This window comes from Sphingobium sp. DC-2 (assembly GCF_000722555.1).
Lineage (GTDB): Bacteria > Pseudomonadota > Alphaproteobacteria > Sphingomonadales > Sphingomonadaceae > Sphingobium > Sphingobium quisquiliarum.
On the sequence record NZ_JNAC01000001.1, the window covers coordinates 120391 to 134343 of the forward strand.

Here is a 13953-nt window from a genome sequence, read left to right on the forward strand (position 1 = left end):
AAGGACAATCTACAGGTCCGACCGGCGCCAGACATTCTTGGCGCTATCGGCGTGAAAGGCTGCGAGGCCCTGTCCATCCAGTTCGGCCTCGACGCAGCAGGCAAGATCGCCGGTCTCGCCGATGCCGGGCCGCTCATAGACATAGAGGTCGAACAGTGCCGTGCCGTTGGCGAGCGTATGACGCTCACGGATGCGCGACCAGGGATGTGTCGTGTGCAGATCGGTATCTTCCCAGTCGGGATCGTCGGTGATCGCACGAATGTTGAGGCCAGCGGCGCCGGTGGCGAGGTTGACGCGTTCGGCAATCTCGATTGCGAAGCGACGGGCGGAACTATGCCGCCGTGCAATCTGTTCGGCGGTCGAACGAAGCTGGCGGATATCATTGGCCGTCAGCCGGACGGTGGCTTGCATGTCGAAGCTCCTTCAGTTCGCGGGGATGTCCCAGCGCATTGCTGCTCGTCCCTATCGGTCGGGAAGCGTGATCGTGACGCCTGCGAGGAAACCGCTTTCGTCGACGGCCACGCCTTCGGGCAGCGCACCCATGCGGAGGAAGTTCGCGATGCCATTCTCTTTCAGGGCGCGCGTCACCATGGCGAGGAACAGGTCGCTGTTCGCATAGGCTCCGAATTTTCGTGAGCGGCGAAAGGCGTTCATATCGCAGAGGTGGCGCGCGATGCTGGGGATCTTGATCCGGCGATACGCGATGGTGTCGTCCGTGTAATAGATCGTCACGATTTTCGCCCGGAACTGGATGGTGAGCATAAGAACCTCGCAAGAAATGGCGGGATTGCGTCCAACGATGGACCGTCAGCGATCAGGAAACGCCGGCGTTGAACCGCTCGAGCCAGCTTCCGATGGTCGGGAGTTGATCGGGCGGCAGCCTCGCCACGACGTCGAGGAAGCCGATGAGATCGGTGGACGCTTAGGCAACGATATGATCGAACTCGTCGGGATCGAGCAGGCGCCGGTCGCAGATGAACTTCGTCATCGAGCCGGGCCGCACCTCCCATTCGCGAAGACTTTGCGTCGAGGAGTGCCAGAGTCATTCGCAGCTGCGCTAGCGTGGCGCCGCCCGGGTCAGACCTATGCGGAAATCCGCTTCAGCATGTCCGCCGGCGTCAGGATCGTAATCGCTGGCAATCCCTGAATGTCCAGCAAATCCCTGTCGCCACTCACAAGCCAACGGGCCGATCCGGCAATGGCGGCGCGGATGAACATATCATCATCCGGATCTCGGCTGCTGACCGGAAGAGCATCGTCATTCAGTTCCACCCAGTCGGCGATTGCACTGAAATCGTGTAGAATCTGATTTCGACGCTCGATGGTCAGATATCTGTCGAATTTCGGACGCCAAAGACGGGAACGAAATTCCTCGAAAGTGGCCTCGGCGAAGATCAGCCGGGCATGGGCGATCACCCAGAGCGTCACCCTTGCGGGGGTCGAATCTGCTGAAAGCGCGGCGCTGATGAGGACATTCGTATCGATAACGAACCTGTCACCCTTCATCGGACAGCAGACGCTCCAGTTCGCTATCGGTAAGGCCCTTCTTCGCGGCCTCGTTGGCGGTTTCGCGTAGCGTGCTGGCGAGCCTGTCCGCGTAGAACGCCCGCATGGCTGCATAGTCTTCCGGGGAAACCATCACACCCACAACCCGATTGCGGCGGGTTACGCGCACCGGCTCGCGCTGTACGCGGTCGATAAGTTCGCCGAAGCGGGTCTTGGCTTCGTTGGCGGTGATGGTCTGCATAGCTGCCTCCATTCGACCGAATTGATCGAATCGTTCGATTCACTATCTAAGAAGGAGAAGCCTGTCTTTCAAGCGGTCTGTGCGCCGGCGCTTGCGCGCGCGCCGTGCATGACGGCGCTACCAGCAGTCCGAAAAATCGGGAGCCAGCTGATAGGCGCTGTCCCTACCCGCGACGGCAATATGTCGATGTCAGAAGAGGGCATGATCACACTCCATCGCTATGGATAGATGACGCCAAAAACGCCATCCGTTCCGCATCGCTGGCGAGGGTGACGAAACGGTCTTCAGGGCGAAGATAGACGACGACATACCGCCCGCGCTCGCATAGTCGCCGGATGTTGGCGCGACTGCCCTGACTCGCTCCGTCCCATATGACGAATCCGACACCGGCGAGGCGGCACATTTCCCGATCTTTTGCGCTATGGAAGGCGCGCGTGCCCGCAGGAGCATCTGCTCGGATCTGCCGGACCGGCCATATGCCGATATTGTGCCGGGGGACGGAACCTCCGCAGAAGATCGTGACGTGACGCACACCGCAATCGGCAAGAAATCGTTGGACGGCCGCATCCGCGCCAGGGGCGTCGCCGATCACGACGGGTAACTCCTTGTCGATGACGGCGCCGAGCCGCTTCATTACGCTGGCCGGAAGCTGTCGGATGGAGAGCGATCCGGAGATGAATATGGGCGGCGTGGATACGCGATGGTATGTGGCAGAATCGCTGGCGGTCATGGCAAGCTCCCAGGGAAGTTCACCGCCAGCCCCTCCTACTCCCCTCCTTGCGGGCCCTTTCGCAATGGCCGATCCTGTGGTCCCCTCCGAGGGCGCGCGCATATCTTGCCGGCGCGATCCCGTCATTCTCGATGTTGCGCGATGATCCGTCGGGCGAGCACCTCGATTTCCTGACGATCGGCGGTTTGCGTGCAATCGCCCGGATAGACGATGAGATCGTCCGCCGCCGCGCTGCCCTTGCTGATGTATATCCGCCAGACATTCCGGCGAATTTCTGCCTGCTCACGCGCTTCGGTCAGAGGATTTAACAGGTCCGCCCACTGGCGCCGGTCGGGGTCATCGGAGAGATCGGTCCAGTCACTCAACATCCCCCAAACGGTATAGCCGTCGATCTGGGCATGATGCTCGCGCGTTGCACGCCGCTCGGCCTCGCGTTTCGGTGCGTCGCGTCTTGCCTTGGCCTCCGCCTGTTTCCAGCGGACCGACGACAGACCCTGTTCGAGGCCCTGGATGACGCCGGCCGCCACGGCTTCCTGTCGCTTGGGCACGATATAAGAGTGGTGCGCGGCCGCAATCTGTTCAGCGCCGTATCGCGCGAGCGCAAGCAATGCCTGCAGTTCGGTCTTGCTGAGAGTGACCCGAAGGCCGCTCGCCATCGCGTGCGTTTTCATGGGCGGCGTTCCTTGTGCCAGGGTTTGAGGCCCGCGAGCGGGAGCTTGTATTCCCGCGCGGTGTGATGACGCTCCTCGGAAAAGAAGCCCCAATGGCCGGTCGATGAATATCGCAGGAAGAAGAGCTTCTCGTTTTCCTCGGTCCTGATCCACATACCCGGCTCGATCGGGTATCGATCGGCAGCGTTCATTGGCGCCTCCTCGACGATAGGATTTGTCTCAGGCGACGTGCAGAACGAGATTTTCGTCCCTCGCCGGCCGGGTCTCCGTGACGCGGAACGGCTGGAGCGGGCTGCCGGTGCGGATGACATACTGGTTGCGGCCGGTGGCGCTGCGGCGCTGAATCGCGCAGGCATATGCGTGCTCGGCGCTCGCCAAACGCTCGCGAAGGGGAGAGAGTTGGGCCATGATATCCTCCATGATGTTGAGGTGAGGCAGCTTTGCTGCCCGGTAGGCAGGCATAGCCGATGCGGGATCAGCCTTGTCGGGACGGGCCTTCCTGATCGTCGGAGGCAACCGGGCGACCGATGCTGTCGATCACGATGCGAGCCGATTTCTCCCAACCGGCCTGATCGAGGATATCGGCGGCTTCCATCCTGGCAGCATCGAGTTCGCTCTGGGTAGAAACGAGCGCTACTCGCCTGAGCGCGCTAAGCGCCAAGTGCATCTCGATCATGGGGAGACCGCCTCCACGGCGATGCGGAAGGCGGAATGATCGTCCAGAACGAGGTAGATTTGCGTGCCCATTTCGATCTCGCAGATCGCGAGGCTGTCGATATTGGCGCTGGTTCCGTAAACTTCCGAGATCACATGCCGCGGGCGGTCATTGGCACAATCGCCGCCCTCGTCACACTTTTGGGCATGGGTTTCCAGCAGCTCGGAGATCAGAGCAGCAATCGTGCTGGAGCGGGTCGGATTGTCGCTGCCGCTGTCGGTCCTGTCGATTACCTCGCGCAGAATCGGCGTCAGCGCGTCATTGATCTGGAAAAGCAGATCCGACCTTTCACTATCGCGAAGACCGTCCAGCACAGTGTCGGGAATGAGGTCGTTGACCGCATGGGTAGCGTCATCGACCAGCGCGTCGAATTGATCGTCGTTCATCGAAAATCTCCTTCGCGGGCGCGACCGGACGCGGCGCACGAGGTGTCCGGTGCTATGTCGGGGATGGACGGATTGTTGGCGGCCTCAGAGCCGCTTCATCATCCTGGCCCGGACGCTCTCGATCCATTGCGCCGGGTTGCTATGGTGGTCGAGGCACTCCTGCGATCGCGCGAATACCCTCTCGGTATCCGGCTCGATCATATCGAGCGCGTCGCCATATTCGGGGTGATGCGCGCCTTTAGGCTCGGCGCTTATGATCCCAGGCTCGCCGCGATCTGCGATGAAGAGCGGATATCGGTTTTCCAACAGCACAAGCGTAACCTCGACCGAGCTATCCTCGATCTGGAGGCAGGGCGGGCTTTCACCCGGATCGAAGATCATGCGAATGCATTCCCCGATGTCGGGATCGTCCTCGGTCCCGTACATCTCCTCGAAGTCGCCCTGATCGGCTGTGCCGTTCTGCTCCTCGTAGGTCCCGTATGCGTGCTGCCAGAGCTCCTTGGCGTCGAACACCTCGACATGGAGGGTGACGCGTGCGTTGATGCGTTCCGCCATGATCATGCTCCTGCCCGCAAGGTTTGCAGCGTCTCCTTCATGAGCCACCGGGTCGAGCCGCCGAATATCTCGGTATCGGTGACGACATAGTAGCCGCCTCCGAAACCGTCAGCGATGTCCTTGTCGGCCACCTCCGCCCATTGAAAGCCGAACGGCAGCGCGGATTTGCAGACTTTCTGGATCAGCGATGCGAGGGCCGGAACGTCGGCTTCATGGCCGCTGATGAACGCGAACTGTGTCTTGGCCTCCGGGTCGCCTTGAATGATGAGATCGGCATCGAACTCGGGAAAGCCCGGATCCGACCAGAGATCGAGAAAGTCCGCGAAAGGATCTTCCTCCTCCGGTTTGTTCGGGAAGGTGTTCCTGAATCCCTCGCTAAGCGACGCGTAATAGGTCTTCACCGCTTGCATCCCGTTAGACGAGAGTTCGGCGAAGTCGCTGGACAGTTGGGTCGATACGGCGAAGCATTCCTTGAGCAGGATTGCTTCCTGCGGCATCAGCGGAATGGCGAACGCCGTTTGCAGATAGTGATTGGCCATCTTTCAGCTCCTGGATGGAAAGGATGGAACAGCACCCGGCAGGCTAGATCGCCGGCCCGGACGGCAGCCGGTGGTCGATCTCATCATCGGTAAGGCGTTCGAGCAGTTTCAAAGCGGAACCGCCGTCCGGTTCACAAATGACGATCGTGCGTTTGCCCCGGTCTTCCGGGGGCCACGCATCGGGATCGGCCTCGCCTGCAAGACCACGAAAATCAGCGTGCGTGCGCGACCAGATCAGTTCGAGCTTCTGCTCGCGGTTCATGCCCCGAGCGGCGGCTGTCTCATGGGCTATGATTGCCGCCCGCATCGCGTCGGGGCTATGGCGATCTCCAAGATTGCAATAACCGGTAAACCAGCGCTTGCGTCCGATCGTGATGGCGAAGAAGACCGAACCGACGAAACCGGCCTTGAGTTCAGACCAGGCGAACATCCCGGCGCGCATGAAGAGCGGCGGCAGTTCCCCGAGCATGGATTCGTAGGATTCGAGTTCAATCTCGAACCATGTATTCTCAAATGCCTTCCCCGAAATGCGATCCTCGAACGGGCAATCGGGAACGCGGTTGAACAGTTCGAACATCTGCTCGCGCGTCGCGACGCCGTCGAAAATCTTCCTGAATGGCAGAGCCTGGGTCATGGGACGATTCCTCATGGACATGGCGTGCCGCGGCGCGCGTGATGACGCGCCGGGCAGGCCGGAAAGAGAATGGGTTATTCGGCGGCGCTGAGAGCGGCCTCGTCGTCATTGTCCGCGAAGCTGGCCTCGACCAGATAATTGACAGCCTGCATCCGGATTGCCCGATCCTTGGGGATCAGCCAGGCGACATGCTCGCGGATCGCCTCGCGGACTCGTTCGAGGACCGCGGCATCTTCGCCGAGCAGCAACATGTTCGCGGTAAAGCGCGCCTGCATGTCGAATGCCGCCTGCTGGGTATGATAGCTGTCGGCATCACAATCGTCGACGTGGTAGAAGCAGGCGGCTTCGAGCAGCCAGGCGAGTTCGCTGGGTGTGATCGTACAGTCGGCGCTGAGCAGGATGGCGACGTTCTCCAATTCGGTCGAGCAGTCATCGGGAACGATCAGCACATCCGCAGGCAGCGAGAGGATTTCGGCAGGTTCCTCGGAAACGGCTGACGCCTGCATGGCGATTTCGAGTTCGATCGCGTCGACGCGCCCGGAGACCAGGACCTGCGACAGCTGCGTATCAGCCGCATAGTCGAAGACGTCGCCCTCGCCCCGGTCGACCCGGAAGGACCATCCGAGCACGCGCGGAAGTTGATCATACCAGGCGTATCCCGCGAAATCGTCGACGGGCTCGACCGGGGTCGCGCCGTGCAATTGTCCCGACGCGAGGGCGCGCGCGGCGCACTGCTCGATATGGGCCTGGTCGGTCGGCATCAGGATCATCGGTTCACCCGCCACCCGCTCGCCGAACATGGTGCTATCCGCTTCCGCGGTGCGCGGCGTCCAGGCCGAGAGCCAGGGCGCGGCTTCAGGGAGGAACACGCCGAGCGCCTTGGCCCGCAGCCAATGGGCATGGGACAGCCGATGGTGACCCTTGTGGGCGATAGTGCGGAAGATCGCCGCCTCGCAGGCCTCGTGCAACGCCTCGAGCGCGGGCCCCTGCACCATTTCCTTGCGTGCAGGTAGCACGAGTTGCAGGTGGCCTGCATCTATGATGTCGACCTTGGCATACCAGCCAGGATCTCCATCCCCGTCATGGATATGCGGCAGCCGGCAAGGCACCGTGAGACCATGGAAGTTGATCCGCGCCAATTCGCGTGGAACATGAATGGTGTCGCTGTAGATGCCGATGTTGCACCCGTTCCATTTCTCGACGCGCGCCGCACCGGCGAGGAAGCTTTCGTGGGGTTGCCTCTTGCCGTCGAGCCAGACCGGCACCGGGCAGAAGCGCGCGGCGTCCTTCACTGCCTGCTCGAGTGCGTTCACCCAGTCTTCGGCCATGTCGACCTCGATCTCGGTGCCCTTGTCGATGGCCGTCGGCGCAAGATCGAGCGGCATGCCGCTTTCCCAGGCGTCGGGGGTGATGGTCACCTGCCAGGCCGCGTCCAGTTCGGCCGCGTGGGAACGGACCGTGACATGGCGCCCCGCAAGGCTGAATACGCCCATGCCCGCTGGATCTTCGGATCGGGCGATCTTCTCATCCCAACCGGAGTCGCCCAGCGTCAGGAACTTGACCGGATCGGCGATGCCGCACCCGTCGTCACGAATACGCAGCACAGGCCCCCGATCGCTCTCGATCCGGGAAATATCGATCCGGGTGGCGCCAGCCCGGCGTGCGTTCTGGATGGCCTCGATGAGACACGCAGAGACCGATCCGTCAAAAAACCTTGTGATCCTTGTCAGCAGGGAATCTCCGACCGTGGTTTGGATAGTGGTGGGGAAAGTCATGTGAGTCTCCGGAAATGCAGCGATCTCATCGTCGCTCCCACATCCCGCCCCCTCCCCTTCATGGCGCAATTGCGCGGTCGAGACGCGGGAAGTCGACGGAATCCTGCGATCGAGGAATGGGCGAAAATGGGATCGGCTGACCGGGCAGTCAGGCGGCGATGCGCCGATAGACGGACTCTCCGTTGGAGAAGCTGCCCAGACGGACAAGCGTCGCGAACCGCTGCTCGAATTTTGGCCCGATCCGGTCGAACCATTGTTCTGCCAGCCCTTCCCGGCCGGCGTCGATGTCGTTCCGCAAAACCACCCAGTATGCGATGCAGCCACAATATTCCGAAATGCCGAAGCGGGCATAGCCGTTCATGGCGACAATCCGGTCTTCACGGTCGATCCAGCCGTCATGGGACCATGCCGAAGGATAGAGTGCGAGCACCTGCTCTCGAAAATCCGCGACGATGAAGTCCCAATCGTCCTGTGCGGCAAGTTCATCGAAATGGCGGGTGTCAGGATCGTCATCGTCCTCGATCCAGCCCGCGTCCCACTGTGCGAACGCGACATGCGCTCCGCTGGGATAGGATACCGAGCGCCCCATGATCAGTTCCCCTCGTCGGCAGACGGCCGCCATGCGGGCGGCTGGGCGGTGACTGGTTCGTCGGTCGGAGCACGATCGGGATCTTTCGGCACGGGTTCCGGCCTGATCGTGGGATGAGCAGGATCGGACCAGTCGATATGATCGATGATCCAGCCTGGCACGTAATCCCAATCGAAAGACAGATCGTAACTGTCGGCAACCACGCTCCACGCCGCCTCGACCGCGCTGGTCCAACCCACGACTGTCAACCGCAGGTCAGCTGTGCCGACCGCATTGCAGGTTCCGCAGATGGCCAGCGCCAAGGCGATGGCGCCCGGGTCTGAACTGGGATGATCGCGCAATGTCAGCACAGCCTCCCAGAGGCAGGCAGCGGTCTCAAGAGCGGATTCGACACTGGCCGTCGGCATGACGCGGCGTTGGGTTTCCGCAGCGGGCACGATCTCAGCCTGTGCGAAAACGCTGCGCGGCTGGACCGCAATCCGTGATGGCTCTGCGGGCCGGGAAGAGACGCCGGTTTTCATGCTGCGGCCTCCTCGGCCGCGGCATGGCGGGCATCGGCTTCCAGAGCGTCGAGGTCGATCGGCAACGGCTTGCCCGGTTTGTCGGTGATGACGACGACGGCGTCCGGCTGGTACATTTGGAGGCCGAGCCCAGCGATACGGATGCGGGCGACAGGCTCGCCGGACCGCACGCGCTCATGCCCCTGCCATTTCATTCGCACGGGGCGACCGTCGGCAGCTATCTCCACCGTTTTGAACACGTCATAGTCGCCCTTTGAATTAGCCGAATAAAAGGCCTGCTCCGTCTCACGGACTTCGTTGGGCTTGGCAGCACTTTGCTTGCCCTTGCGGGCTGCGATCATGCGCAGGTTCCATATCTCCTGAAGTTGTTCGGCCTGCTCGCGCGATGGATTGATCAGCGGTACTGTGCCCGGCTTACCCGCCCGGCGAGCCTTTCTCTCCGGCACGGTGTAGCCGCAAGCCTGCATCAGGTCGCGCCAGTCATCCTGGTTCAGTTCAAGAGAGGATGCCGACGCGATATGCGCCGGAAGCGGAACCGGGCTTTCGAGCCGGAAACGGCCCGCAGCGATCACGGTGCATTTGGGGCTTTCGGCGCCATGCTCGCGGGCAAAGGCCTGGATGATGACCGGGGTGAACTCGCCATCATAGCGAGGCACATCGCCCAGCATGGAACGCTCGAACGCGAGCCGGTGCAGGATGTGCTCGATCCAGCGGCGGCGGTTGGGGCCATTGACGGTGACCATTGCCCCGTCGATGCACTGTTGCCGTGCGTCGCCGGGCGCGATCTCGCCCTTGTCGACCTTGTAGTAGAGATCATAGCCCGACCAGAGTTCACGGGAATCCCTGTTGCGGAGCGCGTCGCGGATCTGTTCGTCGGTCGTGATTTCGTCCCAGATCGCCAGTGCCGTATGGGCTCTATTGATGCCGCGCTGAAAGTCTCGCAGCTCTGCCAGCAAAGTCTTGATCCGGTTGGCGCGGACGCGCGGGTCATTCTTCCTGCTGGCGTAATGCTCGGCGCTGCTGGCGCGGCCGAGCCAGTAGCCTGCCGCTTTTTCCGCCTTTACGGACGCCGTCATGGCCGAGTGCATGCGTTCCTGGGTCTTGCGCGCCCCACGTTCGCTATGATGGCCGACCAGGATCGGCTGGCCCATATAGAAGGCCTGCGACAGTTCGTCTGCGCGGCGTGCGAAGGCGTTGGATTGCGCATGGCGCTTGTCTGCAAGATCTTCGAGCCGTTCAGCTTTCATCGCGGCGCGCTCGGCCAGGGTCATCTCTTCCGCCTCGATCTCGCCAGCCAGTTTGATGGCCAGGTCCTCGCGTTGCGGAGTCCACCTGGGAGCGACGAAAAGCTCCTGCTTCGGAGCCCATTTGAATCCGGCCTCCTTGACCTGTGCATAGGTTTCCGCATCGAGGCGCGATGACGCGTAAATGCGGATCTTGTTGTCCTCTGGACTATAGGTTGCGGTAAAGCTGATCATCGATCGTCCTTTCGAGGGCCCCGCGGTCATCAGATTTCGGGGCGAAGCGGTGCATCTGTGTTCCCCGGAATCATGAAGCCCGGCGCGATGGCCGGGCTTCATGGAAAACAAGGAATGTCGGTGTCGGGGAGCTATTCGCGCAGGTCTCCGGCGGCGAGATCGCCAATCCAGGAGGCCCCCTCCTCGAAATCGGCGTCGTCATCTTCGACCAGGGCGGCGAGCGCGACAGCGCCCGTGCGGCCGAGCTGACCGAGACGCTGAATGGCGGCATAGGCAACCGGAGCGAGCTGCTCTGCGGTTGCGGTATCGATATCGGAAGTGGTCATGCAGAAATTCTCCAGATTGTAGAGGGCTGCGGTCGGAAACGACCCGCAAGGGGTCATGCGATCCGGCGCGTCCGACCAGTCGCACCAGGATTTCTAGGTGGCCGGCTCAACCGCCATTTCAGGCGAATTCGACGCCGACCTCATTCACCGCGGGTTTCCGCTAACGCTCATGGCAGGCATTCCGCCGTCATCTGCTTCGTGGCTCGGTGGTCCGCAGCATTGGCTGCATCGAGGCGGGCTATCCATTCCGGATCAATGCAGGCGCCCTCAACTGCCCAACAGCTGACGGATGCGGAGACGGGATCGCCATTGTCCTGTGGGACCATGAGGAGGCCGTCGGGATCGGCGCCCTCGACATCGTAATCGACAATGCGCACCGTGATCGGCCGGTCGGCGACGACACCCTGAACAAGACCGCCATCAAGCGTGATGACGATATTGGCTTCGAGAGGGAGCTGCTCGGCGCCATTGATCCGCATGCAAAGATCCTCGATCTCGTCCGGGTTCAGTGGTTCGTGTCGGCCGAGATTGCTGGCAATGTCAGGATCGGACCCACAGTGGCGTCGCTGGTGGTCGCGCAACGCGGCAAGCACGGTCGAGAGTTGCCGATCGTTAAGTGCGAGAACCGATATCCCCTGGAGTTCGGCCTTTTCGATCCACACATTGAAGCCTGCGGTTTCGGCGAGATCATCGGGGTCTATGTCGGCAATTTCGATGCTCTGTGCGGTGAGGTGGCGGAATTGCACGCCGACCAGCCCCAATTGCCAGCTGCTCGTATCGACTGGCGGCAAGCCCTCGGCATCGAGGTCGGCGCGGAGCTGGTTCACCATATCGGTCGCGGCGATCTGTGCTTCGTGTTCGCTGGCGTGATAGCTCGCGATCTTCGACGGTGCTGAGAAGTGCGTTCCGTTGGCGACGAAAATATCCATGTCGAATTCTCCGGGTAATGTGGATGCGGGATCGGTGCGCGCATCAGGCGGCGCAGCGGCCAGCGTCCTGACGAAGGCCGAGATCGAAGGCGGTGAGGTTGCCGTATTTCGGCTCGAGACGATCGAAAGCGGACGTCAGGTCGTCGATGTCGATCCAGGTGAAGGCATCGCCGGGATCGGAGTCGAGCTGGAAGACGATGGGTGTGAAGGCCGCGGTCATCTCCGGGAAGCTGGCCTGGATGATCAAGGTTTCGATCCGGCGCCCGAGGGCGGCAATGCCGGAGGCGAACTCCGCTCGCTCGGCATGCGCCATCGTGAAATAGCGGTCGGGCGCCAGCAACGGTGCGATACGGACGCATGGGAGACGCCCGACATGTTGTGGCCCGGCAACCGTGCCGGTCAGTGCCCGGCGTTCGGCCGTGACCTTGTCGGCGGGGACCAGCGCGCGATAGGCATAGTGCGGCAGCGTCCCCGCGATGCGGGAACGGGTGACGATGATTTCCATGGTGACTGTCCTCAGGCGAAGAGCCGGGTCGCAGCGGCGTCCGGTTGGGGAAGATCGAGATCGCGGCGGATACGTTCAGCGAGCCTGGCAGGCTCGATCAGTTCCGCTACGGAAGCGAAATGGTTGCGGCCACCGACATAGTCCTTGGTCCCCGAGCAGGTGCGGAACATGACCTCGTAGCCCGGTCCCATGCAGCCCAGATCGAACTGGATATAGAGATGAGCGGCATGAATCGTAATTTCGCCCGAGCAGGCGATACCCGCCATGTTGGAACGCAACTCGAATTGCCCGCGTTCGAGACCGAGCGCCTTGGCGAGCCGCGTCATCGCCTTGCGGCCCTGTTTGTGAAAAATGGCCTTCGCGTCGCTGTCATAGTCGACGCCGCGTCGCGCCAGCGTCACCAGGATCGGCGTGCGTTCGACAGCGCCGACGGCTTCGACGCAAGCACGGCGCAACTCGGCCTGGGACGGACGGTTCTCGGTCGCAATGTTGCCGAGATGACGCGCCAGCAGCAGAACCGCCGGATCGCACTCCGCATCGACCTGGTTGCGATGGCACTCGTCGATTGCCTGGATCAGGACGTTCAGCCCTCCGGCAAGCGTGGTCAGCGCGGAAGGGTCGAGCGCCTGTTGAAAGCGAAACGCGGCGTCATAGGACATGAGGTTCTACTCCTGGGGCCTGGGCGCATCCACACGCCCGCCTCAATCTCTCCCCCCTCCCCCTCGATCAGACCGTCACCATTCGTAACAGGGGAGCCGATCGGTCGTGGAAGCATCACGGTCCAGGATCAGGTAGTTGCAGCCCAGTCCTCGCGCGAATGTCAGCGCATGGAAGAGATCAGCCGGTATTTCCGATTTATCCCCGAACGAGGACGGAGCCGTGGCTATGACCCAGCCATAATGGGTATCGGCTATGCTGACGGGACGGTGGCACGGATCGAGTGTAATCCATTCGTCGATCTTTTCCGTCGTCGGCCATGATATATGGCTGGAGGACAAGGCGATATAGTTCCCGATCTCGAGGCGTTCGGGATCATAGCCGAAGTCGGGATCGATCCATTCCATGCGGCTGGTCAGCTGGTCTTCGGGATGGAGGTTGAAATAGTCGCGTATCACCATGGCATCGTCGAGGGACCCCGGATCGCGGCTGTCGTTGATTTCGCCCCATTGTGAGCGGCAGAAGGTCGCGACCTGCACCTGCAGCCCTCGATAACTGACCGCGACGACATTGGTGGTTCCGTGGCCATGCCCGATCGTGGCGAGATAGACGGGAATGGACCAGGCCACGGGCGCCCGGTCGATCGATAAAATTGCGGTATCGAGGTCGGCGATGATCTCCGCAATGTCGGCGTCCCCTTCGGCATGGGAGGCCAGCGCAGCCCTGGCGCGCGCCAGCAAATCGAGGTGCATGGATCGCGGATGATCTTTCATCACAATCTCCTTCTTCATGGGTGATTGAATAATTGCGCGGAGATCGCGCCCGGTCGTGGTCGCGGGATCCGCAACGCCGGGGGACATCAGCGGCTTGGGCATGCCGATGGTCTTCTCGATTTCATTGTCGCAATGCCAGGCTCAGAAGAGGACTCGCATCGAATTATGGTTTACGTGCTATAACAGCAACATAGCTGATGTGGTTTTTCGTAAAGGCCCGCAGAAAGGCCCGCAAATCAATGTGATTTAGTGGTTCGAGTCTTCTTCGAGGACTCTAAACTCGCAAAAATGGCTGATTTCCGCCATTTCTCCGCCGTGAACAAAAGCAGAAACTTCTCATGAGAAAGGGACCGAAAGGACCGCAAAAATTCGTTCATGGAACGTTCTTTGTAGCCATCTTAAGCGTTGCCAAGCCTTCAGCCC

22 protein-coding genes are annotated in these 13953 nt (G+C 61.5%); all 22 read right to left on the reverse strand.

Annotation, left to right across the window (positions count from 1 at the left end; all coding sequences use genetic code 11):
- Positions 1-9 precede the first annotated feature (9 nt).
- On the reverse strand, positions 10-411 hold the full coding sequence (locus ET21_RS0100575; RefSeq protein WP_030538185.1) for a hypothetical protein: 402 nt from the start codon (positions 409-411) through the stop codon (positions 10-12).
- 51 nt (positions 412-462) lie between these two features.
- Positions 463-732: a hypothetical protein gene (locus ET21_RS0100580; RefSeq protein WP_143761318.1), complete on the reverse strand. Its 270-nt coding sequence runs from the start codon at positions 730-732 to the stop codon at positions 463-465.
- A 351-nt stretch (positions 733-1083) separates the two neighbouring features.
- Positions 1084-1506 carry a putative toxin-antitoxin system toxin component, PIN family gene (locus ET21_RS0100590; protein WP_013846877.1) on the reverse strand — a complete coding sequence of 141 codons (423 nt, stop codon included), beginning with the start codon at positions 1504-1506 and terminating at the stop codon, positions 1084-1086.
- Positions 1496-1747 (reverse strand): type II toxin-antitoxin system prevent-host-death family antitoxin, encoded by a 252-nt coding sequence (locus ET21_RS0100595; RefSeq protein WP_013846878.1) that lies wholly within the window; start codon positions 1745-1747, stop codon positions 1496-1498. Before ET21_RS0100595 ends, ET21_RS0100590 begins: the two co-directional genes overlap by 11 nt.
- 205 nt (positions 1748-1952) lie before the next feature.
- A complete protein-coding gene (locus ET21_RS26320; protein ID WP_119034652.1) occupies positions 1953-2477 on the reverse strand; it encodes a hypothetical protein in 525 nt (174 codons plus the stop codon).
- A gap of 122 nt (positions 2478-2599) precedes the next feature.
- Positions 2600-3148: a hypothetical protein gene (locus ET21_RS0100605; protein WP_013846880.1), complete on the reverse strand. Its 549-nt coding sequence runs from the start codon at positions 3146-3148 to the stop codon at positions 2600-2602.
- Positions 3145-3339 carry a hypothetical protein gene (locus ET21_RS0100610; protein WP_013846881.1) on the reverse strand — a complete coding sequence of 65 codons (195 nt, stop codon included), beginning with the start codon at positions 3337-3339 and terminating at the stop codon, positions 3145-3147. The genes ET21_RS0100605 and ET21_RS0100610 overlap by 4 nt, the downstream gene beginning before the upstream one ends.
- Positions 3340-3367: 28 nt before the next feature.
- Positions 3368-3556, reverse strand: a complete 189-nt coding sequence (locus ET21_RS0100615; protein ID WP_013846882.1) for a hypothetical protein — start codon at positions 3554-3556, stop codon at positions 3368-3370.
- Positions 3557-3623: 67 nt separating this feature from the next.
- Positions 3624-3824 (reverse strand): hypothetical protein, encoded by a 201-nt coding sequence (locus tag ET21_RS0100620; protein ID WP_013846883.1) that lies wholly within the window; start codon positions 3822-3824, stop codon positions 3624-3626.
- Positions 3821-4249: a hypothetical protein gene (locus tag ET21_RS0100625; protein ID WP_013846884.1), complete on the reverse strand. Its 429-nt coding sequence runs from the start codon at positions 4247-4249 to the stop codon at positions 3821-3823. The genes ET21_RS0100620 and ET21_RS0100625 overlap by 4 nt, the downstream gene beginning before the upstream one ends.
- Before the next feature lie 84 nt (positions 4250-4333).
- The gene (locus ET21_RS0100630) at positions 4334-4804 is read right to left on the reverse strand and encodes a hypothetical protein (protein WP_013846885.1); all 471 of its coding nucleotides are present in this window, start codon (positions 4802-4804) and stop codon (positions 4334-4336) included.
- A gap of 2 nt (positions 4805-4806) precedes the next feature.
- The gene (locus ET21_RS26325; RefSeq protein ID WP_013846886.1) at positions 4807-5343 is read right to left on the reverse strand and encodes a hypothetical protein; all 537 of its coding nucleotides are present in this window, start codon (positions 5341-5343) and stop codon (positions 4807-4809) included.
- A gap of 43 nt (positions 5344-5386) precedes the next feature.
- Positions 5387-5998 carry a DUF1419 domain-containing protein gene (locus tag ET21_RS0100640; RefSeq protein WP_306812573.1) on the reverse strand — a complete coding sequence of 204 codons (612 nt, stop codon included), beginning with the start codon at positions 5996-5998 and terminating at the stop codon, positions 5387-5389.
- A gap of 53 nt (positions 5999-6051) precedes the next feature.
- Positions 6052-7752, reverse strand: a complete 1701-nt coding sequence (locus tag ET21_RS0100645) for an ATP-binding protein (RefSeq protein ID WP_013846888.1) — start codon at positions 7750-7752, stop codon at positions 6052-6054.
- Positions 7753-7900: 148 nt separating this feature from the next.
- Positions 7901-8341 carry a hypothetical protein gene (locus tag ET21_RS0100650; protein WP_013846889.1) on the reverse strand — a complete coding sequence of 147 codons (441 nt, stop codon included), beginning with the start codon at positions 8339-8341 and terminating at the stop codon, positions 7901-7903.
- 2 nt (positions 8342-8343) lie between these two features.
- Positions 8344-8862: a hypothetical protein gene (locus ET21_RS28110; RefSeq protein WP_013846890.1), complete on the reverse strand. Its 519-nt coding sequence runs from the start codon at positions 8860-8862 to the stop codon at positions 8344-8346.
- The gene (locus tag ET21_RS0100660) at positions 8859-10340 is read right to left on the reverse strand and encodes a DUF3560 domain-containing protein (protein ID WP_013846891.1); all 1482 of its coding nucleotides are present in this window, start codon (positions 10338-10340) and stop codon (positions 8859-8861) included. Before ET21_RS0100660 ends, ET21_RS28110 begins: the two co-directional genes overlap by 4 nt.
- Before the next feature lie 131 nt (positions 10341-10471).
- A complete protein-coding gene (locus ET21_RS0100665; RefSeq protein ID WP_013846892.1) occupies positions 10472-10666 on the reverse strand; it encodes a hypothetical protein in 195 nt (64 codons plus the stop codon).
- A gap of 167 nt (positions 10667-10833) precedes the next feature.
- On the reverse strand, positions 10834-11595 hold the full coding sequence (locus ET21_RS28115) for a hypothetical protein (RefSeq protein ID WP_013846893.1): 762 nt from the start codon (positions 11593-11595) through the stop codon (positions 10834-10836).
- A 43-nt stretch (positions 11596-11638) separates the two neighbouring features.
- Positions 11639-12100 (reverse strand): hypothetical protein, encoded by a 462-nt coding sequence (locus ET21_RS0100675; protein ID WP_013846894.1) that lies wholly within the window; start codon positions 12098-12100, stop codon positions 11639-11641.
- A gap of 11 nt (positions 12101-12111) precedes the next feature.
- Positions 12112-12759 (reverse strand): hypothetical protein, encoded by a 648-nt coding sequence (locus ET21_RS0100680; protein WP_013846895.1) that lies wholly within the window; start codon positions 12757-12759, stop codon positions 12112-12114.
- A gap of 75 nt (positions 12760-12834) precedes the next feature.
- Positions 12835-13530 (reverse strand): hypothetical protein, encoded by a 696-nt coding sequence (locus ET21_RS0100685; protein WP_013846896.1) that lies wholly within the window; start codon positions 13528-13530, stop codon positions 12835-12837.
- Positions 13531-13953 lie beyond the last annotated feature (423 nt).

Bases quoted from the DNA above. Each gene is read 5' to 3' on its own strand.
- ET21_RS0100575 (WP_030538185.1), bottom strand. From the start codon at position 411: ATGCAAGCCACCGTCCGGCTGACGGCCAATGATATCCGCCAGCTTCGT.
- ET21_RS0100590 (WP_013846877.1), bottom strand. From the start codon at position 1,506: ATGAAGGGTGACAGGTTCGTTATCGATACGAATGTCCTCATCAGCGCC.
- ET21_RS0100595 (WP_013846878.1), bottom strand. From the start codon at position 1,747: ATGCAGACCATCACCGCCAACGAAGCCAAGACCCGCTTCGGCGAACTT.
- ET21_RS26320 (WP_119034652.1), bottom strand. From the start codon at position 2,477: ATGACCGCCAGCGATTCTGCCACATACCATCGCGTATCCACGCCGCCC.
- ET21_RS0100605 (WP_013846880.1), bottom strand. From the start codon at position 3,148: ATGAAAACGCACGCGATGGCGAGCGGCCTTCGGGTCACTCTCAGCAAG.
- ET21_RS0100610 (WP_013846881.1), bottom strand. From the start codon at position 3,339: ATGAACGCTGCCGATCGATACCCGATCGAGCCGGGTATGTGGATCAGG.
- ET21_RS0100615 (WP_013846882.1), bottom strand. From the start codon at position 3,556: ATGGCCCAACTCTCTCCCCTTCGCGAGCGTTTGGCGAGCGCCGAGCAC.
- ET21_RS0100620 (WP_013846883.1), bottom strand. From the start codon at position 3,824: ATGATCGAGATGCACTTGGCGCTTAGCGCGCTCAGGCGAGTAGCGCTC.
- ET21_RS0100625 (WP_013846884.1), bottom strand. From the start codon at position 4,249: ATGAACGACGATCAATTCGACGCGCTGGTCGATGACGCTACCCATGCG.
- ET21_RS0100630 (WP_013846885.1), bottom strand. From the start codon at position 4,804: ATGGCGGAACGCATCAACGCACGCGTCACCCTCCATGTCGAGGTGTTC.
- ET21_RS26325 (WP_013846886.1), bottom strand. From the start codon at position 5,343: ATGGCCAATCACTATCTGCAAACGGCGTTCGCCATTCCGCTGATGCCG.
- ET21_RS0100640 (WP_306812573.1), bottom strand. From the start codon at position 5,998: ATGTCCATGAGGAATCGTCCCATGACCCAGGCTCTGCCATTCAGGAAG.
- ET21_RS0100645 (WP_013846888.1), bottom strand. From the start codon at position 7,752: ATGACTTTCCCCACCACTATCCAAACCACGGTCGGAGATTCCCTGCTG.
- ET21_RS0100650 (WP_013846889.1), bottom strand. From the start codon at position 8,341: ATGGGGCGCTCGGTATCCTATCCCAGCGGAGCGCATGTCGCGTTCGCA.
- ET21_RS28110 (WP_013846890.1), bottom strand. From the start codon at position 8,862: ATGAAAACCGGCGTCTCTTCCCGGCCCGCAGAGCCATCACGGATTGCG.
- ET21_RS0100660 (WP_013846891.1), bottom strand. From the start codon at position 10,340: ATGATCAGCTTTACCGCAACCTATAGTCCAGAGGACAACAAGATCCGC.
- ET21_RS0100665 (WP_013846892.1), bottom strand. From the start codon at position 10,666: ATGACCACTTCCGATATCGATACCGCAACCGCAGAGCAGCTCGCTCCG.
- ET21_RS28115 (WP_013846893.1), bottom strand. From the start codon at position 11,595: ATGGATATTTTCGTCGCCAACGGAACGCACTTCTCAGCACCGTCGAAG.
- ET21_RS0100675 (WP_013846894.1), bottom strand. From the start codon at position 12,100: ATGGAAATCATCGTCACCCGTTCCCGCATCGCGGGGACGCTGCCGCAC.
- ET21_RS0100680 (WP_013846895.1), bottom strand. From the start codon at position 12,759: ATGTCCTATGACGCCGCGTTTCGCTTTCAACAGGCGCTCGACCCTTCC.
- ET21_RS0100685 (WP_013846896.1), bottom strand. From the start codon at position 13,530: ATGAAAGATCATCCGCGATCCATGCACCTCGATTTGCTGGCGCGCGCC.